A 19,833-nucleotide genomic window follows, 5' to 3' on the forward strand; every position below is an offset into this window, starting at 1 on the left:
TCATCACCTGGTTCATAGACTAAAGAGGTGATTCTTGACCACCTCTTATAAAATTTCAGCTAAAGTTGCGAGAATTTCCTCGTTTTGCTCTTTCGTGCCGATCGTAATCCGGAGTGAAGTCGGGAACCCTAATGCATTTCCTGATCGGACAATATAACCTTTTTGCAGCAATGCCTGAAACAACTCATCAGACGGGCGGTTAAAGTCTATTAAAACAAAGTTTGTCTGTGAAGGGTAGCACTTTAATCCGTGTGTTTCCGCAAAATCATAATACTGCTGAAGGCCTGCTTGATTTTTCTCGATACAAGAAGCGATAAATTCTTGATCGTCAAGCGCTGCAATCGCTGCAGCCTGGCCAAGACGGCTGGTGTTAAACGGCTCTCTTGCCGGCTCTATTTGGCGGATCAATTTTTCGTCAGCAATACCGTATCCGACTCTAAGCGCCGCTAGACCGTATGCCTTTGAAAACGTACGCAATATCATGAGATTGGAATACGTATTCAAAAGCGGTATGCTTTCCGGGTAATCCTCAGCTGTTACATATTCATAATATGCTTCATCAAGAACAACGAGGACACGAGAAGGAACACGTTCCAGAAATGAAATCAATTCTCCTTCAGCTGTATAAGTGCCAGTCGGGTTGTTCGGGCTGCAAATCCAAACGACTTGAGTCTGTTCGTCAATCGCTTCAAGCATCGCGTCTAAATCATGAGAGCCGTCAGAACGAAGGGCAATTTCACGAACTTCAGCGCCTTCAATCACCGCATTATGCTTATATTGCGGAAAAGTCGGTGCTGCTGCAATCGTGTTTGTTTTGTCGTTTAAAAAAGCCCGGCATATAATTTGGATGATTTCATCTGAACCATTGCCGAAAATAAGTGATGTTTCGCTCACATTGAGGTGCTCACTGAGCCTTGTCCGCAAAGCTGCGCTATATCCATCGGGATAAAGCGCAAGCTGTTGAATTTCATGATGAAGTGCCTCTTTTGCAGCTTCCGAACAGCCGTACGGATTTTCGTTTGATGCAAGCTTCACGACTTTATCCAAGCCATATTCTGCTTTTACTGCTTCAATCGGTTTACCCGGCTGATAAGGCTTCAGTTGTTTTAAATGTTCTTTGATACGCAAATCCAGTCACCTCATTTTAAACTGTACAAACCGCCAAACGTCTTCGCGTAATCTTCAAACTCCTGCACTGCACGATCTCTCGTCTCAGTGCTGATGAGCCGTTCCTTTAATTCTTCTATCTTTTTGACGAGCGCACTTCCCACTACGACACCGTCACAGATTTCATTCATCTTGACCACCTGCTCGCGGCTGGAAATACCAAACCCTACAGCAACCGGCACAGAACTGAGATTCTTCACTGTCCGGATAAATGGATAAGCTGATGAATTGAACTCATTTCGGACACCGGTCACACCTAACGAAGATACACAGTAGACGAAGCCCTCGGCTTGTTCAATAATCGTTTTCAAACGGCTTTCGCTTGTCGGTGCAACTAAAGAAATATACGTTACCTCATGGGTTTTGCATTCCGCTTGAAGGCTGGCGCTCTCTTCTAAAGGCAGGTCCGGAACAAGCAGGCCGTCTATATGATTTTCCCGCAGTAAAGCGAAAAAGTATTCTTTGTTCAATTGTAACACAGGATTATAATACGTAAAGAGGATAATGGGAATATTGACGCCATTTTTTTTCATTTCTCCGCCTAATTCAATCGCTTTTACAATATTCATCCCGTTCTCAAGCGCCCGTTTTGAAGCCCGCTGAATCACCGGACCGTCTGCCAGCGGATCTGAATATGCTACACCGATCTCAAGTGCCGTGGCACCCGCTTTTTGAAGAGACTTAGCCAGTTCGACTGAAACTTCCGGCAACGGATCACCCGCTGTAATAAACGGGATAAACAACTTTCCCGACTGCTGCAGATCTACTTTAAACATGCGCTTTCACCTCATCTTCCAATACGTTCATTAATGTGTTGACATCCTTATCTCCTCTTCCTGATAAGCAGACGAGGATAGTTTGATCCCGCCCCATCTCTTTTGCGATTTTAAATGCCTTCGCTAATGCATGAGCAGATTCGATCGCTGGTAAAATCCCTTCTTTTTCTGACAATAGTTTTAACGCATCTACTGCTTCTTCATCAGTTATGCTATCGTATGTGACACGGCCGCTTTTATGCAAATAAGCGTGCTCCGGACCAATTCCCGGATAGTCAAGTCCTGCTGAAATTGAATAAGGCTCAATAATTTGACCGTACTCCTCTTGAATGAGGTAAGTGAGCGAACCGTGAATCACACCGACAGTTCCTTTCGTAATGGTAGCGGCATGAAGCGGAGTGTCAATTCCTTTTCCTGCCGCTTCAGCACCGATCAGTTCAACATCTTCGTCTAAAAATGCCTGAAACATGCCTATCGCATTACTTCCGCCGCCTACGCAGGCAACGACTTTATCAGGCAGTGTTCCCTCAATGTCTTTCAGCTGATCCTTCGCTTCCTCTCCGATCATTTTTTGAAATTCCCGGACAATTTGCGGGTAAGGGTGCGGTCCGACAACCGATCCGATCATGTAAAAATGATCCTCACAATGCTGAACCCAATAGCGGATAGCCTCATTTGTCGCATCCTTCAGTGTCCCGTTTCCGCTTGTGACCGGCACAACCTCTGCTCCAAGAAGCTTCATTCGGAATACGTTCAGAGACTGGCGGGCGACATCCTCTTCGCCCATAAATACAATGCAGGAAAAACCAAACTTTGCAGCAACTGTGGCGGCGGCTACTCCATGCTGTCCGGCACCTGTTTCTGCAATGATTTTCGTTTTGCCCATTTTTTTTGCAAGCAATGCCTGGCCTAAAGCATTGTTGATTTTATGGGAACCTGTATGGTTTAAATCTTCTCTTTTCAAATAAATTTTAGCGCCGCCTAAATGCTCTGTGACTCGATCGGCATATGTTAATGCGGTCGGCCTGCCGGAATATTCAGCTAACAGCTTATGATATTCTCCCCTAAAAACAGGATCATCCTTTATTTCCTTAAATGCTGTTTCAATTTCTTCTAACGGCTGCATAAGAGTTTCCGGAACAAATTTCCCGCCAAAATCGCCGTATCTGCCTATTTCATTCGGATATGGATACATATCGGTTCATCCTTTCTTCTAAGAGCCTAATCAGTTTGTCATCTTTTTGTCCGTTCTTTTCTATTCCGCTGGCAAGATCGACTCCGCCCGGTTTCCATTTCAATAAGTCTGCGATTGTGTCGGGATTCACACCGCCTGCGATGAAACACCGTTTCCCCGTTTGTTCAGCTTTCTGCTGATATTCAGGCACACACTCCCAAGCAAAAGCCACTCCAGTCCCGCCTCTTGCCCCTTTTACAGATGAGTCAATCACAAAACCGTCTACAGAATCGTTAAAGCGGTCCAAATTCTGAATTGCTGTGCTGTTATGATGGAGCGCCTTCCATATTTCACAATTTGTCAGCAGACGGAGGACTTCAGCATCCTTTGGTGTCTCATCACCATGAAGCTGGATGACGTCAAGCTGCAAATCGCCTGCTATACGGGCAATCGTTCCCAGCGACTCATTCACAAAAACGCCTGCAATCTGTTTCTCGGTACGAACTTGGCTCAGCCACTTTCTCACATCTGCCGGAGATACTTTTCGTTTACTGTCAGCAAAAATAAAACCCAGATAATCTGCCTGTGAATCCGCTGCAAGCCGCAGGTCCTGCAGTGACCGTATACCGCAATACTTTAATGCCGGTTTTTTCACAACCTCACTCCCCATACAAAGCATGGATTGCTTTTTGCTGTGAATGCTGTCTCATCAATGACTCTCCGATTAGAACAGCTTGTGCTCCATGTTCTTTGACAAATGTTAAATGTTCTAAAGAACCAATGCCGCTTTCACTGACAAGCAAGCATTCTTTCGGAACTAGGGATGCAATCTGTTTCGTCTGTTCAAGCGAAGTTTCAAACGTTTTTAAGTTTCGATTATTAATACCGAGAATATCAGGGGTGAATACCTTCACTATTTGTTCAAGCGTCGTTTGATCATGAACCTCCACTAACACGTCCATTTCCTTTTCCCCTGCTTCGAGATACAACTCGTGAAGCTGTACAGGATCAAGCACCTCTCCGATTAACAATATGGCATCTGCTCCAATTCTCTTTGATTCCTCCACTTGAATAGAATCGATAATAAAATCTTTTCTCAGCACCGGAATCGAAACAGCACGCTTTACGTCTGATAAATAACTGTTTTTCCCTTGGAAAAACGGAAAGTCAGTTAAAACAGAAAGCGCGTCTGCCTGCGCAGCTTCATAGTCTTTTGCAATCCGCTCCGGAACAAAATCTTCTTTAATGAGTCCTTTTGACGGCGACGCTTTTTTGACTTCGGCAATCAATCCGATAAAACGGTTCGGGTTAGCCAGCGCCTCTTTAAAAGACCGTTTTTCAAAAGGCTGCTCTTCTGGCAGGATGAGAGTTTTGACTTCTTCTTTTTTTTGATTGATTATGTTTTCAAGCATAGATCTCTCCCTCTTTCTGTTTCAGTCTATCAAGCTGCGCTGCGGCACCTCCGCTTGCAATCGTTTCTAACGCAAGCTCCGTTCCTTCTTTCAGTGTTTCGGCAATACCCGCCGTGTATATCGCAGCGCCGGCATTAAAGGCTGTAATATATAAAGCTGATCGGCTGCTTTTATTTTCAAAAATATTCTGAATCAGATGAGCGCTTTCTGTCGGTGACTGCACCTGTATATCTTCAAGTCTGCCATTTTTGAAGCCGAAGTCTTCGGGTGAAACAGTATATTCCCGGCGCTCTCCATCCTTTATTTCAATCACATCGGTCGGTGATGTAACCGAAAGCTCATCTAAACCGTCACGGCTTGCTGCGAATAGTACATGCTGCGGCTGGAACATTTCGAGTGCGCTTGCCATCAATCCCGCTTTTTCAGCAGAATAGACACCGATCACCTGACGCTTCGCCTGCAAAGGATTGCTGAGCGGTCCGAGCAAATTAAAAATCGTTCTGAATCCGAGCTCTTTTCTTGTGCCCGCCACATGTTTCATGGACGAATGATAAAGCGGCGCAAAGAGAAATCCCATGTTATTTGTTTCAATGCTGATTCTGACTTCTTCAGGTGTGGTTTGGATTGGTATCCCAAGCTCTTCTAGAACATCGGCGCTTCCGCTTTTAGAGGATACGGAGCGATTGCCGTGCTTAGCAATTTTAGCTCCTGCTGCTGAAGCAACGATTGCCGATGCCGTTGAAATATTAAAGGTAGAGATGCCGTCACCGCCTGTACCGCATGTGTCAACCACATCATGAAGTCCGTCTACCGTAAGGGCATGTGTCCGCATGGCCTTCACAAAGCCCGCCAGCTCTTCTGCAGTTTCACCCCGATGAGCCAGGATTGACAATATACCGCCCATTTCAGAAGGAGTCATTTCTGCTGTCATCATCATATTCATAAGCGCTTCCGCTTCAACAGCAGTAAGTGTCTTACCATCAACGCACGTTTGCAGAAATTGGTTCATCGGCTTCATCCCCCTTGCTACGAAACATGTCTTCAGCAATATGAATGGTTTTCAGCAGTGCGCCCGCTTTGTTACAGCTTTCTTCATATTCGGCTTCCGGCACAGAATCAGCAACAATACCTGCTCCAGCCTGTATGGATGCGACACCGTTTTTTACGCTCATGGTGCGGATCGTAATACAGGAGTCGATATTCCCGTCAAATCCGATGTAGGCGATGCAGCCGCCGTATGTCTCTCTCGGTGTCGGCTCCAGTTCATTTAAAAGCTGCATGGCGCGGATTTTTGGGGCCCCGGTTAAAGTTCCCGCAGGAAAAGCCGACATTAGCGCATCGACAGGGTGAACTCCCTCTTTCAACCTCCCTGTGACGACTGAAATGATGTGCATAACATGTGAAAATGAGACGATCTTTGTGAACTCCGGCACAGCAACCGATCCATACTCTGCCACTCTGCCGATATCGTTTCGAGCTAGATCAACGAGCATATAATGCTCCGCTTTTTCTTTTTCATCTTTCATCAGCTCAATTTTGAGTTTTTCATCTTCCTCTTTGTCTGCGCCTCTTTTTCTTGTTCCGGCAATCGGATGGATTTCCAAATGCCCGTCTTGAACGTGGATTAACCGTTCCGGAGAGCTGCCGACAATCTCTCTGTCCGGGAGTTTTATATAATACATATACGGCGAAGGATTGACGATTCGCAGCACTCTGTACAATTCGAAGGAATCTGCTGTTATCGGAATCTCAAATTTTTGTGACAGGACACCTTGAAAGATGTCGCCTGCTTTTATATATTCTTTGATCTTTTCTACATCTGCCATAAACGCTGATTTTTCGTAATTTGAAGATACTGAATCGAAACCTGGTGTCTTATATGACTCAGATGAAAGAAACAGTTCTTTTATGTTTTTTTGATCCATCATCTTATCAATGAGGCCTTGGAGCTCTCGGTGATTTTTATTGAACACAGCAATTTTTTCAGCTTCAGTTTCTTGTCCATTCAATCTAGCATACTGAATAAAGTGGACGTTTTTTGTTTCATGATCATAAGCAATTAATGTGCTGCAAACAAACAGCATACACTTTTCAAATTCCGTTTCCTTCCTGTGGCGAGGAACAGAAGGTTCAATCATCGGAATCATATCATAGCTTAAATACCCGACAGCTCCGCCTACAAAGGGAATGGCAAGCTCTGGCGTTTTGATTTTGTATGCTGCATTCATCCAATCCAGAACCTCTTTTAATTCTTTTCCAGTGTAAAGGGATCGGTCATTCTCATCTTGAGCAGTAAAATCATTTTGCTGTTCTTTGATCGTGAGAAATGGCTGAAGGCCGATGAACGAATATCTGGACCAATTTGATGTGTCATCCTTGCTTTCAAGAAGGTAAGTGATCTTCCTGTCCAGCTGCTCGATCATTTGGATAGGTGTCAGTGTGTCAACTGTGAATGTCTCCACAATCGGTATGGTGCGGTAGGACATACTGTCCTCTAAAAATGCAGAAATGTTTGATTGGAAATTCATTGCTCTCACTCCTTTTGGCAAGGAGAATGAGAAGAAGGCATGAGAGGGAAAATCAAGATATAACAAAATAAACCCAAAAGAAAGGCTTCTTTTGGGTAGAATAAACATACATGTCTCAGCTCAACTACACTCATTCTCTGCTACCCTATTCTCTAACTCAACTCATTCACTAAGCTTTATACACACTCTTGTGTATTTCTAAGCTGTTCTAATCGTATTACAATTCATTATTTTTTGTCAATGATAAATCGGGTCTTAATACAACCGCTTTTTCTAAATAGACATGTCTGATTTGATTCTGAGGAACTTCAGTCTGAACAGTCATCATGACCCTTATACATTTTTTCAGCCCGCCTGTAACATCCATTTCCTGCATACATGTCACCGGCACATACTGCCAGCCAGAAAGCTCACGGACAGCTTTTGCCGGGAAAACAGAGTGCAGGTCAGGCGTCGCCGATAGAAGCATTTGAACAACATCTTCCGGCTTTGTTTTGTTTTCTTCTATCATTTTTTCTAACAGCTGTTTGGTTTTTTGTAAAATCTCTTCTTCAGTATCCTTTTCTACTGTAGTTGCTCCGCGAATTCCACGAATCATCATGATGTCTCCTCCATTCGCCATTTGTTCAGCCAGCTCTCAAGTTCATCTCTTGAAAACGTATGGTCGGCGACTTTTCCTAATTCTTTGAGAACGATGAATTGAATCATACCGCCGCGGGTTTTTTTATCATTCATCATACGGTCTAAAAGCACGGAAGTTGCCGTTTCTTTTTTAATGCGGCTTGGATAGCCTAGGTTCTTAAGCCAGCTGACTAATCGATTTCTGTCCATTTCACAGCCGGCTTCCTGTTCACTTATATATAAAGCAAACTGCATACCGAGTGCTACCGCATCACCGTGGGTGATCTGTCCGTAGCCATACTCCGCCTCAACTGCGTGGCCGAGTGTATGCCCAAAGTTAAGATAGGCTCTGATTCCTTCTTCCTTTTCATCCTGATGAACGACAGACGCTTTAATCGAAATACCTTTAAAAATCATGTCATTCAGCTGCTCACTGGTGATATCGTTCAATGAGTGAATGTCCAGCAGATCTTTCAGGAATTCTCTGTCATAAATAAAAGCATGCTTAATCACTTCTGCCATCCCGGACCGAAGCTCTTTTTCCGGTAGGGAACGGAGAAAGTCCGTATCGTAAAGCACTGCTTTGGGCTGATAAAATGCGCCGATCAGATTTTTTCCAAGCGGATGATTCACCGCTACTTTTCCTCCGACCGCGCTGTCATGCGCCAAAAGCGTTGTAGGCATTTGAATGAAATCAATGCCGCGCATAAAAGTGGCAGCCACAAATCCAGCAAGATCTCCTACAACACCGCCTCCAAAAGCGATGATGCATGAGGAGCGATCCATATGAAATCGAATCGCTTCACTCTGCAGCTTCGTGTACATATCCATTGATTTCGCCTGCTCTCCGCTCGGCACCGTCACTTTTTTCACAGGCCATTTTTCTTCCAGCACGTGAAGCATTTCACCACCGTACAGGCGATCCACTTCTTCATCGGTAACAAGCATAATGCGTGTTAATGGCCTGTTTAGCGAGGTTAATAGTTCGCAAGCCTTTTTTCTGATTCCTTGTCCGATAAATACAGGATACGAAGAGGAAGCGGTTTGAACATGCAGTGTTCTCATTAAAATTCCCTCGACAGTTTTCTCATATTCTCCACGTTTTCTCTAATGCGGTCAATTTGGTCTAAGCCGAATTGTTCAACAACAGCGTTAGCAATTTCCCATGCAACAGCAGCTTCCGCCACTACACTTGCTGCTGGCACTGCGCAGCTGTCTGAACGTTCAATGCTGGCAGAAAATGGTTCTTTCGTTTCAATATCCACACTTTTCAGCGGTTTATATAATGTCGGAATCGGCTTCATGACTCCGCGGACAACGATTGGCATTCCTGTCGTCATGCCGCCTTCCAATCCGCCAAGTCTGTTCGTAGCACGCGTATATCCTTTTTCTTCGTCCCAAATGATCTCGTCATGAACCTCGCTTCCGTTTCTTCCGGCCGCTTCAAAACCGATGCCGAATTCCACACCTTTAAATGCATTAATAGACAGTACTGCCGCAGCAAGCTTGCTGTCCAGTTTACGGTCATAATGAACGTAGCTGCCCACGCCCACCGGCATTCCTTCAACAATCACTTCCACAATTCCGCCGATGGAATCTCCGTTTGCCTTCGCTTCGTCAATGGCATCCATCATTTTTTTGCCTGCTTCTTCATCGTAGCATCTGACCGGAGACTCTTCAGTCACACGCTTCAAGTCATCAATTGAAGTATAATCCGTTTTTTCAGCCTTAACTGCCCCAATCTGTAATACGTGGCCCGCTACCTTAATACCAAGCTCAGAAAGGATCTTTTTAGCGACAGCGCCTGCCGCCACTCTTACGGTCGTTTCACGAGCTGAAGAGCGCTCAAGCACATTTCTCATATCGCGGTGGTTATATTTAATCGCACCGTTTAAATCTGCGTGTCCCGGTCTCGGTCTGGAAATTTGGCGTTTCATTTCCTTTTCTTCTTCTTCAGTAATCGGAGCCGCACCCATAATTTTAGTCCAGTGTTTCCAATCGTTATTTTCTACGACAAGAGCGATTGGTGAACCGAGAGTGCGGGCATGGCGCACCCCGCTCATAATTTTCGCCTGATCCTTTTCGATCTGCATGCGGCGCCCGCGGCCATGGCCTTTCTGGCGTCTGCCAAGCTCAAAGTTGATATCTTCCTCAGTTATGTAAAGCCCCGCAGGCACACCTTCAATAATGGTTGTCAATTGGGGGCCGTGTGATTCACCGGCTGTTAAATATCTCATGACTTCTTCTCCCTTCATCGCATTAACGCTTTTAAGTAAAACTACTATAACATATTTTTCAGCAAAAAGTCAGTCTATCTTTTTTGATAAAAGAATGTATCCGCAGGAGAAAGGCCGAATTTCTCCGGATTGAAGATCTGCTCTGTGCTGCCGACAAAGAGAACCCCATTCTTTTTTAAGCTATGAGCCATTTTTAAGTACAGCTCTTCCTTTGCGTTTTCTGTAAAATAAATAAAAACATTGCGGCACACAATCAAATCAAAGTCTTGCTCGTAGCGATCCGCAAGCAGATTATGTTTTTGAAACCTAATGTTCTTCTTTATGCCATGTTTCACTTCATAGCTCTTATCAGCGTTTTGAGTAAAATAACGATCCTTCACAGAAGACGGCACTTCTTGCAAAGACCGCTCCTGATACACGCCTTTTTTCGCTTTTTCCAGTGCCTTATCATCTATATCAGTCGCCAAAATCTGATAGCCTGGGAGCCCTTTCTGCTGATCTAAAATCATTGCGAGCGTATAAGGCTCCTCCCCTGTAGAGCATGCCGCGCTCCATATTTTTAAAGGCTTAGAATGTTTGATTAAAGGCAAAATAGCTGTTTCAAGAACTTCCCATCTTTTATAATTTCGATAAAATTCTGAAACATTAATCGTCATTCTGTCCAAAGTTTCATTTAAAAGCGCCTGATCCTTTTCTAGTGCCGCTGCAAAATCCTTAAAGCTTTGAAAACCTTTTTTCTCATAAAGAGATGTCAGCCTTCTCTTCATTTGCGCTTCTTTGTATAAAGTTAAATCAACTCCGGTTAATTGCTTCCATTTGGTTGTAAATACGCTGTATGTATCCATCTCTTCTCTCCCAGTCTCGCTGTCTTTTGTCCTAGTATAGCTTGTTTTATCAGGAAATTGTATTGTTTCAAATAAAAAAATCAGCTTTTCAGCTGATTTCAGATGATTGGTAAAGACAGTGGTGGATCCCCTGCCGTTTAGCCATATATTCAAGTCAATGTAAACCTTTACAAAAAAGCCGGAACCGGCGGAGTGCAGATGCCGGCTCTTCTCTCGGCTTTTTCAGCAATGATTAATAGATCCAGCCTGTCATGAGTTGTTGATATGATACTAACTCTTCATCCTTAAAGAAAATATTAATCTCACGCTCAGCGCTTTCCAGAGAATCAGAGCCGTGGATAATATTTTTTCCGACAAACATGCCGAAATCCCCGCGAATGGTGCCTGGCAATGCTTCTTTAGGGTTTGTTTTTCCAATCAGCTGCCTGGTCACTTCAACGACATTTTCGCCTTCCCACACCATCGCAAAAACTGGTCCGGAAGTAATAAACTCAACAAGTTCTCCAAAGAAAGGCTTTCCTTGATGTTCGGCATAGTGTTTCTCAGCCATTTGTTCAGTTACTCTCATCAGCTTTGCGCCAGCTAATTGTAAGCCCTTACGTTCGAATCTAGATAAAATTTCCCCGATCAGCTGCCGTTGGACACCGTCCGGTTTCACCATGATAAAAGTCTTTTCCATCACATTCTCCACCCCATCATATGTATGTATAGGCTTTCACATTGCACACCGAAATCGTAACATCTTTCAGATAATTAATCAATCCGGGGCGGAGAAATTTCTTAATATCTACAAAAAATTAAAATTTTCTTTTGCCGATATATTTTGCGATGGCTGCAAGAGAAGAACGCGCACGCCCTCTCGGAAGCGTGTTAAGTTTTTGGAAAGCTTTTTGCAGATACATCTCGCTCACTGCCATCGATGCTTCAATTGCATCTGTCTTTTTGATTTCTTCAATAATGGGCGCAAGCTGTTCTTGTGTCGTCTCGCTGTTAATTAATTTAAGCTGATTCTTTAAAGCTGGGTTTTTTAATGCATATAGGACAGGCAATGTAACATTTCCTTGAAGCAAATCGCCTCCAACCGGTTTACCCAGTTCTTCTTCAGTTGAAGTAAAATCAAGAATATCATCAATGATTTGATAAGACATGCCGACATAATATCCAAACCAGTAGAGCGCCTTATGAATCTTTTCTTCAGCTCCGGACGCAATAGCCCCCAGCTGGCAGCTGACAGCGATAAGAAGCGCCGTTTTTCTCTTTATGCGCCGCAGGTACGTTCTGAGATTCTGTTCCATGTTGTATTTGTCTTTGATTTGTTCAATCTCTCCAAGACACACTTCAACAATGGTCTGTGACAAGATCCGATGAGCTTTCGGTTCATTAATTCTCGTCATCATTTCAAGAGATCCGGCAAGCATATAATCGCCTGTATACATCGCAATTCGGTTATCCCATTTGGCTTTGATCGTCGGCTTTCCCCGGCGAAGCTCCGCATCGTCAATGACATCATCATGAACCAACGATGCCATATGAATCATTTCCAGAGTGACAGCGACATATTTAATCTTATTGATATCGTAATCGCCAAACATGCCGGAAAGCAGAACGAAGACAGGCCGAATCCGTTTGCCTCCTGCCTGCAAAAGATGAAGACCCGCCTCGCTCAAAAGCGGATAATCGGAGCGTACGGTTTGTTCAAGCTCCCTTTCAATTACATCAATATCGTCATTTAAAAAAGAGTAGGCCATTTTAAATTTCATATCATTCACCCAAACATCTGTGTTTTCATTTCCATCCGATATGCGTGGCAGCAACTCCGCCAGTAAACGAATGATATTTGACATTTTTCAGACCCGCCTCTTCAAACAGGCCTGCCAGTTCCTTCATACCAGGGAATTCTCTGGCTGACTCTTGGAGCCACGAGTATTCTTTATAGCTTTTCGCAAACAGCTTCCCGAAAAACGGCATAATATACTTAAAGTACATAAAATAAGCCTGTCTAAATCCAAACATTTCAGGCTGTGAGGTTTCCAGGCATACTACTTGTCCGCCAGGCTTCACCACACGTCTCATTTCTTTCAGTACGGTCAAATAATCCGGCACATTACGCAGTCCGAAGCCAATTGTTACAAAATCAAATGTATTATCATCAAAAGGGAGCTCCATTGCATTTCCGTGCAGCAGTTCGATTTGACTGAAACCGCCGTCTTTTACTTTCTGTTTGCCGACGCTCAGCATGTTTTCGCTGAAATCCAAACCCTTTATCTCACCGGTTTTACCGGCTGCTTTTGCAAGAGCAATCGTCCAGTCAGCTGTTCCGCAGCAAACATCAAGAGCTTTGTCGCCTTCTTTTACACCCATGATGCGCATCGTTTTATCACGCCATTTTTTGTGCTGCTGAAAACTGATGACAGAGTTCATTTGGTCGTAGTTTTTATATATTTTTTCAAATACTCCGTGTACGCGCTGTTCTTTTGAGTCCTGCATAATGGTTACCCTTCTTCCACTTTCTGATGATAAGTTTCGTCTTGGCTGATTGTCTTCAGGCGGTTTAATAAAATTTGCTGAATAGGTGAGCTTAGAGGCAGAAGTGACTCAATGCTGTTCTTTGCTTTCTTAAAACACTCTTCCAGCATCTCTTCTTTTGTTTTCCCCAGCTGTATAACACTGCCGATCACATCTAAAAATGTATCATTTCCGGTCATAAGCCGCTTATATACAAAAAAATCACTCGATAGCTTATTCCAGCGCGGGAGATTGAAATGTTCAGACACCCGATGGAATAGAGCTGATTCAACGATGCCGACACTTTCGAAAAAATGGTGTTCGTCCTTTACAGATCGGTCATACAGACGAATTTTATGTTCATTGATTTCTTTAATTGCTGTAGCGAGCGTTCTAATCATGTAGATATCCTTCATTTCAGATAGTAATGAATAGTACAGTCCGCTGAAATAATCGCCTGCTAGAACAGTCAATTGGCGGTTCTTGTTTTCGTCTCGTTTTATGACTCTGGCTGTCGTTACTTCATCATGGGTATCAAGGGCGCTTTGTACAAGCATCGCTGTTACAATATAATTTTCTCTGTCATTGTTTTTTATGTCGGCTTCCTCAAATAATGCATGAAAAAGAAGAAGCTTATCCTCATCGATCTTAGGCGCAGAAATATGCTTCGCTAAATAAGGATGAGACAGCTTTTGTTTTATTTTCGTGTTCAGATTGGCTAAAGTTCCGTAGATGTCTTGCAAAAATATCACCCTTGTCCCCAAATTCACATTTATTTCTAAATCATATGTATGAGTTTTATTTTGTCATAAGATTACGCAGGTATCATTATAGCATAAAAAAAACAAATTGGCTGTATCCTCCCGCTGTTTGCGAGCATTTGCTTTAAAACAGCGGGGACAGCCAGCTTATTTTTTTTCGCTTTTCATTTCTCCGTATGCGGTTTGAATGAGCGCCTCTCCTCTGACTTTAATGGCAGAAGTATGCTCTGTAAACTGAGCAATGATCACTTCTCCCTTGTCGAGTTTTTCGGAATGGTGAAACTTTGTGTCCGTTCCCCTTGTCAGGCCGATCACATTCACTCCATCCTCAATTGCTTTAATGACGACAAAATCGCTTGAATGCTTTTCGTTCATTTATAGCACCCTCTATCTTTATTAGTCCTGACGTTTAATATGTTCCAATACTTCTGAACGTGCAGCAGCATCATCTTTGAAAATGCCTCTGACAGCTGAAGTGACTGTTTTGGCGCCCGGCTTTCTTACGCCCCGCATTGTCATACACATATGCTCTGCTTCAACAACAACCATTACGCCATGCGGATCAAGCGTTTCTACGATGCTTTCTGCAATTGTAGAAGTGATGCGCTCCTGAAGCTGCGGACGCTTTGCAACTGCCTCAACAGCACGCGCCAATTTGCTGAGCCCTGTGACTTTTCCGCCCCGCGGTATATATGCAACATGTGCTTTTCCGTAAAAAGGAACAAGGTGATGCTCACACATAGAATGAAACGCGATATCTTTTACTAGAACAAGCTCCTCATGGTCTTCACCGAAGATAGTCTGGAAATGTTCTTTTGGATCTTCATTCAAGCCGGAGAATACTTCGGCATACATCTTTGCGACTCGTTTCGGAGTATCAAGAAGCCCTTCTCTGTTTGGGTCCTCTCCGATCGCTTCTAAAATTTGACGAACAGCTTGTTCGATTTGTTCTTTATTAACTTCTTTCATGTTCTGTGTCCTCCACCAATGAATACATTTAATTTCGATTCTAGCACACATGCCCCGCTAAAAGCAAAGTGAATGCACACGCTCCTAAAAAAATGAAAAGCCCCTTAAGAAGGGGCTTTTCTGTGAAGAAATAAAGTGTATGTAATCTAGATGCATACACGATCTATATTCACAATTATTTTCCGGCAACTGCGTCTTTAAGCGCTTTACCTGGTTTGAAAGCAGGTACTTTGCTTGCTGGAATTTCGATTTCTTCACCTGTTTGAGGGTTGCGTCCTTTACGTGCAGAACGTTCACGCACCTCGAAGTTACCAAAACCGATCAGTTGGATTTTATCACCGTTTTTAAGTGCATCTAAGATCGTATCAAAAACAGAGTCAACTGCTTTTGTCGCGTCTTTTTTAGACAATTCGCTTGCTTCCGCAACCGCATTAATAAGTTCTGTTTTGTTCATGCCTTTCACCTCCTCCCAAAAGGAATAAGCTCAGTTCGTTTATTATCATTTCTTCACAGTTCAGTCTGATTCTAAACCTGCCTGAGAAAAAAATCAGACAAGCAAGAGAAAGACAATTAAACGGCTTTTAAGAAAAACTGCACTCCAAGGAATGTTTGTCCATCAGAGTGAAGAATTTCTGTATGTAGAGTAACACATATAAAAAGCCATATCAAGCATTTTAAAGCGTCAATCCCTTGCTCGTCAAGGATTTAACGTGATTTATCGAACAAATATTCCTTTTTTTCCTTTTTTCATCCTATTCCTTGATCCTTTTCCAATATTAAGAGCAAAGAAAAAAGACCTCCTATTCTATAAAGAGGTCTCCCCGCATTACAGGATAATGGCGATTAAGCCGCCTGATCCTTCGTTTATGATTCTTTCTAATGTTTCTTTTAATTTATATCGTGCGTTTTCAGGCATCAGTGACAGCTTAGCCTGAATCCCTTCTCTCACGATAGAGCTGAGCGATCTTCCAAAAATGTCAGAGTTCCAAATTGAAAGCGGATCATCCTCAAAGTCCTGCATTAAGTAACGCACCAGTTCCTCGCTTTGTTTTTCAGTTCCGATAATCGGCGCAAATTCGCTTTCGACATCCACTTTGATCATATGGATTGACGGTGCGACAGCTTTCAATCTTACGCCGAATCTGGAGCCTTGCCGTATAATTTCCGGCTCATCCAGACTCATGTCAGTTAAAGCAGGCGCTGCAATGCCGTATCCCGTCTGTTTGACCATTTTTAAAGCGTCGGACACCTGGTCATATTCCGTTTTCGCATGGGCAAAATCCTGCATCAGCTCTAGTAGGTGGTCTCTGCCCCTGATTTCAACGCCTACCACTTCTTTTAGGATTTGATCATATAAATGGTCGGGCGCATACAAATCAATTTCTGCAACCCCTTGGCCGAGCTCAATCCCGGCTAATCCGGCACTTTCAATAAACTCAAACTCACTGAATTGACCGACAACCCTGTCGACATCACGGAGGCGTTTAATATCCTTAACAGTTTCCTTCACTGATTCCTGATAGCTCTCGCGCAGCCAATGGTTTTCTTTCAGCACCATGACCCAGCTTGGAAGATTTACATTTACTTCAAGCACAGGAAACTCATAAAGAGCCTCTCTGAGAACATTCAGTACATCGTTTTCCCGCATACTTTCTACGCTCATTGCCAAAACAGGGATATCGTATTTCTCGCTTAAATCCTGGCGCATCGCCTCTGTCTCCGGGTGATAAGGTTTTACTGAGTTAATGACCATAATAAAGGGTTTTCCGACTTCTTTCAGCTCTTCAATGACTCTTTCTTCTGCCTCTATATAGTCACTTCTGGCGATATCACCAATCGTGCCGTCTGTCGTAATAACCACTCCGATGGTCGAATGTTCTTGAATCACCTTCCGCGTTCCGATTTCAGCAGCCTCATGAAATGGGATCGGTTCTTCGTACCAAGGTGTATTAATCATCCGCGGGCCGTTTTCATCCTCGTATCCTTTTGCACCCGGCACTGTGTAGCCTACACAATCTACTAATCTTATATTGACATCGAGTCCGTCTGATACATGAACAGACATCGCCTGATTCGGAACAAATTTAGGCTCTGTAGTCATAATCGTTTTTCCGGCTGCGCTTTGTGGCAGTTCATCCTGCGCACGTGCCCGGTCTGCTTCATTACTGATATTCGGGAGCACCACAAGCTCCATAAATTTCTTAATAAACGTAGATTTCCCTGTACGGACAGCACCAACGACTCCTAAGTATATATCGCCTCCTGTTCGTTCAGCGATATCCTTGAAAATATCGACCTTTTCCAAGTGATCCCCTCCCGGACTTCCTATCCTTATCAATTTTATTAACCTTTTTCAATCAAACACAGGACACTATATGTGTATGACGTTGTCCTATTTCAATATGACATCTTTAGAAAATTTTCTATCCTTAATCTATTAAAGTATAAAAAAACCTTTCTCCCTATTTGTATGCAAGGGAGAAAGGTTCATTCCTTTTTTATATCATTTTCTAAAAAAACAGGTTCTTGTTTGTCATTAACGGTATATTTCACTGAAAATGCGGGGACGAAAGGCGTCTCTTCCCATATTATGCCCTGTATTTCCGTGCCGGGTTTAAAAGTTTTTTTGCTTTTTTTGAGACAGGAAACGAGCTCTGTCCTATAGTCGGCATAAATTTCTCCGTCTCCGTCAATCATAAGCGGCAGGGAGTTTCCTGAGATTGGGCTTGTGACAGAAAGAGAGTCAGCCTCCCCTAGTTTTTTCCCATCAAGCGTAAACAAGTCACGCGCTAATACATCCTGATATGGCGGATATTTATGTTCTTGGCGGTACATTTGAACGCGTAATTTGATATCACGTATTTTTTCTGCCATCTTTACATCAATCAGTTTAACAGTCGGATTATTCTCTACATCGACAAGCACGTATTGATAGTCTCCGCCGCTTTCATATGCCGTGCTTGGAGGTTCAGCCATATATCTCGGCGCTAAACGGTTAAAATCTATCGGATATTTTTGATAAAGCGGTGTTGACATATCTTTTGTTTGAATGGGAAGCAGTCCTCCGTTTGCCTTTTGAAATTCATCAACGGCTGATTGAACCAGCTTTAATTGGTCCTGATATGGAGTGGCTTGTACACTGCTTTTCCGCTCATGTGGATATAAACATCCAGATAAGAAAATCACTGCTACAAAAATCATAGCGCACTTCAGTTTACCCATACAGCACTTCCTTTTACAGCTTTATTCATTAACAGGGCCGCTGAATACCACCACAAATACAATAATTCCTGAAATCAATACACACATGTAAGCAAACGATGAAACCGCAATCTTCAGAAAACGGTTTCGGCATTTAAAACGGCTTAAATAGATGCATGCTACGGCCAGAAACATCAGCCCCATGGAACCAAGGGCAAACCACATTTTGATCAATGCCAGACTCAAATGACCCGCGCCCCCTCCGACATTTGTTTTGTAAGCGTTACATTTTATTTTAATATACAGCGCTTGAAAAGATCAACCAGATTTTCCATCCTTTGATAGAATAAAAAAAACTGAAGCAAAGAGGGGGACTTTGCTTCAGTCAAATTGACTATATTCACCTACGTTTAAGAAACACTCTCTTGGACTTCGATGCTATAGTATGCGACTTTGCATACAGATGCATCCTCTCTTGCCTAAATCGGTAAAATGTTTCAGGAGATCCCAAGGCATGGGTATTCTTCTGTGTTTCGGGCTTTCGTGCAATTAGGATATGCGGATTTCTATTCCGTTGACACTTTTATTTAACTTGGTTATCAAATGTATTCACCAAGTCCTCCATCTCGTGGGTTTTCCCTCTCGCCATTAAGGATTCAACAGCGGTTTCTACCTTTTGTCCATTAAACAGAACTTGATGAAGGGCTTCTGTAATCGGCATTTGCACCTGATATTTTTCTGAAAGCTGGTAAGCCGCTTTTGTCGTGCGCACTCCCTCAACGACCATTCCCATTTCTTCGAGAACGTCCTCAAGCTTGTACCCTTTTCCGAGTAAATTGCCGGCACGCCAGTTTCTGGAGTGAACACTTGTGCACGTAACAATCAGGTCTCCGACACCTGTCAATCCGGAAAACGTTAGCGGATTCCCGCCCATTTTTGTGCCGAGTCTCGCAATTTCAGCAAGACCCCGCGTAATCAAAGCAGCTTTGGCATTATCGCCGTATCCTAAGCCGTCTGTGATGCCAGCAGCAAGGGCGATAATATTTTTCAGAGCGCCTCCGATTTCTACACCGATAACGTCAGGATTTGTGTACACCCGAAAATTGTGGTTTATAAACAGATCCTGCACCTCTTCTGCCGCCTGCATGCTCTTTGAAGAGGAAGTGACGGTTGTCGGATGCCGGAGTCCTACTTCTTCAGCATGGCTCGGCCCGGAGAGCACGACAATGTCCTTTCTGACATCACTCGGGAGCTCAAATTCCATAATTTCAGAAATACGCAGGAGCGAATCCGGCTCTATCCCCTTACTCACATGAACAAAAACTGCTTTTTTCGTCATAAAAGGCACTGCCTGTCTCAACACTTCCCGAATCGCTTTAGTCGGAACAGCAACTATGATGAAATCTGCGTCTGACACAGCTTCTTTCATATTGGTTGTCCCTTTCATAGTTGTAGGCAGCTTAACATTTGGCAAATAGTCTTTATTCTCATGCAGCTCATTGATTTGATGTATTAACTCTGCACGGTGAGCCCAAACGCATACTTCATTTCCGTTATCGGTTAAAACCAAAGCCAGCGCGGTTCCCCAGCTCCCTGCTCCAAGCATTGTTACTTTTTTCATTTTGATTCACACCTTT

22 protein-coding genes are annotated in these 19,833 nt (G+C 43.5%); all 22 read right to left on the minus strand.

Going from position 1 to position 19,833, the window contains the following annotated elements:
• Positions 1-45 precede the first annotated feature (45 nt).
• The gene (hisC, locus tag CJU60_RS05365; protein WP_024121856.1) at positions 46-1,128 is read right to left on the minus strand and encodes a histidinol-phosphate transaminase; all 1,083 of its coding nucleotides are present in this window, start codon (positions 1,126-1,128) and stop codon (positions 46-48) included.
• An 11-nt stretch (positions 1,129-1,139) separates the two neighbouring features.
• Complete coding sequence (gene trpA / locus CJU60_RS05370) at positions 1,140-1,943, minus strand: tryptophan synthase subunit alpha (RefSeq protein WP_024121857.1); 804 nt, start codon at positions 1,941-1,943, stop codon at positions 1,140-1,142.
• The gene (gene trpB, locus CJU60_RS05375; RefSeq protein ID WP_095713179.1) at positions 1,936-3,138 is read right to left on the minus strand and encodes a tryptophan synthase subunit beta; all 1,203 of its coding nucleotides are present in this window, start codon (positions 3,136-3,138) and stop codon (positions 1,936-1,938) included. Before trpB ends, trpA begins: the two co-directional genes overlap by 8 nt.
• Positions 3,119-3,772, minus strand: coding sequence for a phosphoribosylanthranilate isomerase (locus CJU60_RS05380; RefSeq protein WP_095713180.1), 654 nt, complete (start codon positions 3,770-3,772; stop codon positions 3,119-3,121). The genes trpB and CJU60_RS05380 overlap by 20 nt, the downstream gene beginning before the upstream one ends.
• 4 nt (positions 3,773-3,776) lie before the next feature.
• Positions 3,777-4,529, minus strand: a complete 753-nt coding sequence (gene trpC, locus CJU60_RS05385) for an indole-3-glycerol phosphate synthase TrpC (protein ID WP_095713181.1) — start codon at positions 4,527-4,529, stop codon at positions 3,777-3,779.
• Complete coding sequence (trpD, locus tag CJU60_RS05390) at positions 4,522-5,538, minus strand: anthranilate phosphoribosyltransferase (protein WP_095713182.1); 1,017 nt, start codon at positions 5,536-5,538, stop codon at positions 4,522-4,524. Before trpD ends, trpC begins: the two co-directional genes overlap by 8 nt.
• Positions 5,510-7,057, minus strand: a complete 1,548-nt coding sequence (gene trpE / locus CJU60_RS05395) for an anthranilate synthase component I (protein WP_095713183.1) — start codon at positions 7,055-7,057, stop codon at positions 5,510-5,512. Before trpE ends, trpD begins: the two co-directional genes overlap by 29 nt.
• Positions 7,058-7,274: 217 nt before the next feature.
• Complete coding sequence (gene aroH, locus CJU60_RS05400; protein WP_095713184.1) at positions 7,275-7,658, minus strand: chorismate mutase; 384 nt, start codon at positions 7,656-7,658, stop codon at positions 7,275-7,277.
• The gene (gene aroB, locus CJU60_RS05405; RefSeq protein ID WP_095713185.1) at positions 7,655-8,743 is read right to left on the minus strand and encodes a 3-dehydroquinate synthase; all 1,089 of its coding nucleotides are present in this window, start codon (positions 8,741-8,743) and stop codon (positions 7,655-7,657) included. The genes aroH and aroB overlap by 4 nt, the downstream gene beginning before the upstream one ends.
• A complete protein-coding gene (gene aroC / locus CJU60_RS05410) occupies positions 8,743-9,915 on the minus strand; it encodes a chorismate synthase (protein WP_024121865.1) in 1,173 nt (390 codons plus the stop codon). The genes aroB and aroC overlap by 1 nt, the downstream gene beginning before the upstream one ends.
• 74 nt (positions 9,916-9,989) lie before the next feature.
• Entirely contained in the window at positions 9,990-10,760 is a 771-nt protein-coding gene (cheR, locus tag CJU60_RS05415) for a protein-glutamate O-methyltransferase CheR (protein ID WP_095713301.1), read from the minus strand.
• Between the two features lie 232 nt (positions 10,761-10,992).
• Positions 10,993-11,442 (minus strand): nucleoside-diphosphate kinase, encoded by a 450-nt coding sequence (gene ndk / locus CJU60_RS05420; protein ID WP_081638330.1) that lies wholly within the window; start codon positions 11,440-11,442, stop codon positions 10,993-10,995.
• Between the two features lie 115 nt (positions 11,443-11,557).
• The gene (gene hepT, locus CJU60_RS05425) at positions 11,558-12,520 is read right to left on the minus strand and encodes a heptaprenyl diphosphate synthase component II (protein WP_024121868.1); all 963 of its coding nucleotides are present in this window, start codon (positions 12,518-12,520) and stop codon (positions 11,558-11,560) included.
• Between the two features lie 25 nt (positions 12,521-12,545).
• Positions 12,546-13,247, minus strand: coding sequence for a demethylmenaquinone methyltransferase (gene menG / locus CJU60_RS05430; protein ID WP_095713186.1), 702 nt, complete (start codon positions 13,245-13,247; stop codon positions 12,546-12,548).
• 5 nt (positions 13,248-13,252) lie between these two features.
• Positions 13,253-14,008: a heptaprenyl diphosphate synthase component 1 gene (hepS, locus tag CJU60_RS05435; RefSeq protein WP_095713187.1), complete on the minus strand. Its 756-nt coding sequence runs from the start codon at positions 14,006-14,008 to the stop codon at positions 13,253-13,255.
• 165 nt (positions 14,009-14,173) lie between these two features.
• Positions 14,174-14,401: a trp RNA-binding attenuation protein MtrB gene (mtrB, locus tag CJU60_RS05440; protein WP_024121871.1), complete on the minus strand. Its 228-nt coding sequence runs from the start codon at positions 14,399-14,401 to the stop codon at positions 14,174-14,176.
• A gap of 21 nt (positions 14,402-14,422) precedes the next feature.
• A complete protein-coding gene (gene folE, locus CJU60_RS05445) occupies positions 14,423-14,995 on the minus strand; it encodes a GTP cyclohydrolase I FolE (RefSeq protein ID WP_010334745.1) in 573 nt (190 codons plus the stop codon).
• A gap of 175 nt (positions 14,996-15,170) precedes the next feature.
• Positions 15,171-15,449 carry a non-specific DNA-binding protein Hbs gene (hbs, locus tag CJU60_RS05450; protein WP_003153447.1) on the minus strand — a complete coding sequence of 93 codons (279 nt, stop codon included), beginning with the start codon at positions 15,447-15,449 and terminating at the stop codon, positions 15,171-15,173.
• Between the two features lie 372 nt (positions 15,450-15,821).
• Positions 15,822-17,300 carry a stage IV sporulation protein A gene (gene spoIVA / locus CJU60_RS05455; protein ID WP_010334746.1) on the minus strand — a complete coding sequence of 493 codons (1,479 nt, stop codon included), beginning with the start codon at positions 17,298-17,300 and terminating at the stop codon, positions 15,822-15,824.
• 182 nt (positions 17,301-17,482) lie between these two features.
• Positions 17,483-18,217 carry a hypothetical protein gene (locus tag CJU60_RS05460; protein ID WP_095713188.1) on the minus strand — a complete coding sequence of 245 codons (735 nt, stop codon included), beginning with the start codon at positions 18,215-18,217 and terminating at the stop codon, positions 17,483-17,485.
• Positions 18,218-18,238: 21 nt separating this feature from the next.
• Positions 18,239-18,442 (minus strand): DUF2768 domain-containing protein, encoded by a 204-nt coding sequence (locus CJU60_RS05465; protein ID WP_024121873.1) that lies wholly within the window; start codon positions 18,440-18,442, stop codon positions 18,239-18,241.
• A 337-nt stretch (positions 18,443-18,779) separates the two neighbouring features.
• Positions 18,780-19,817, minus strand: coding sequence for an NAD(P)H-dependent glycerol-3-phosphate dehydrogenase (locus CJU60_RS05470; RefSeq protein WP_095713189.1), 1,038 nt, complete (start codon positions 19,815-19,817; stop codon positions 18,780-18,782).
• Positions 19,818-19,833 lie beyond the last annotated feature (16 nt).

This window comes from Bacillus sp. 7705b (genome assembly GCF_002289525.1).
Taxonomy (GTDB): Bacteria; Bacillota; Bacilli; order Bacillales; family Bacillaceae; genus Bacillus; species Bacillus halotolerans.

Bases quoted from the DNA above. Each gene is read 5' to 3' on its own strand.
- trpA (WP_024121857.1), bottom strand. From the start codon at position 1,943: ATGTTTAAAGTAGATCTGCAGCAGTCGGGAAAGTTGTTTATCCCGTTT.
- trpC (WP_095713181.1), bottom strand. From the start codon at position 4,529: ATGCTTGAAAACATAATCAATCAAAAAAAAGAAGAAGTCAAAACTCTC.
- aroC (WP_024121865.1), bottom strand. From the start codon at position 9,915: ATGAGATATTTAACAGCCGGTGAATCACACGGCCCCCAATTGACAACC.
- CJU60_RS05470 (WP_095713189.1), bottom strand. From the start codon at position 19,817: ATGAAAAAAGTAACAATGCTTGGAGCAGGGAGCTGGGGAACCGCGCTG.
- mtrB (WP_024121871.1), bottom strand. From the start codon at position 14,401: ATGAACGAAAAGCATTCAAGCGATTTTGTCGTCATTAAAGCAATTGAG.
- trpE (WP_095713183.1), bottom strand. From the start codon at position 7,057: ATGAATTTCCAATCAAACATTTCTGCATTTTTAGAGGACAGTATGTCC.
- aroB (WP_095713185.1), bottom strand. From the start codon at position 8,743: ATGAGAACACTGCATGTTCAAACCGCTTCCTCTTCGTATCCTGTATTT.
- cheR (WP_095713301.1), bottom strand. From the start codon at position 10,760: ATGGATACATACAGCGTATTTACAACCAAATGGAAGCAATTAACCGGA.
- CJU60_RS05460 (WP_095713188.1), bottom strand. From the start codon at position 18,217: ATGGGTAAACTGAAGTGCGCTATGATTTTTGTAGCAGTGATTTTCTTA.
- trpB (WP_095713179.1), bottom strand. From the start codon at position 3,138: ATGTATCCATATCCGAATGAAATAGGCAGATACGGCGATTTTGGCGGG.
- aroH (WP_095713184.1), bottom strand. From the start codon at position 7,658: ATGATGATTCGTGGAATTCGCGGAGCAACTACAGTAGAAAAGGATACT.
- hbs (WP_003153447.1), bottom strand. From the start codon at position 15,449: ATGAACAAAACAGAACTTATTAATGCGGTTGCGGAAGCAAGCGAATTG.
- hepT (WP_024121868.1), bottom strand. From the start codon at position 12,520: ATGAAATTTAAAATGGCCTACTCTTTTTTAAATGACGATATTGATGTA.
- trpD (WP_095713182.1), bottom strand. From the start codon at position 5,538: ATGAACCAATTTCTGCAAACGTGCGTTGATGGTAAGACACTTACTGCT.
- folE (WP_010334745.1), bottom strand. From the start codon at position 14,995: ATGAAAGAAGTTAATAAAGAACAAATCGAACAAGCTGTTCGTCAAATT.
- menG (WP_095713186.1), bottom strand. From the start codon at position 13,247: ATGCAGGACTCAAAAGAACAGCGCGTACACGGAGTATTTGAAAAAATA.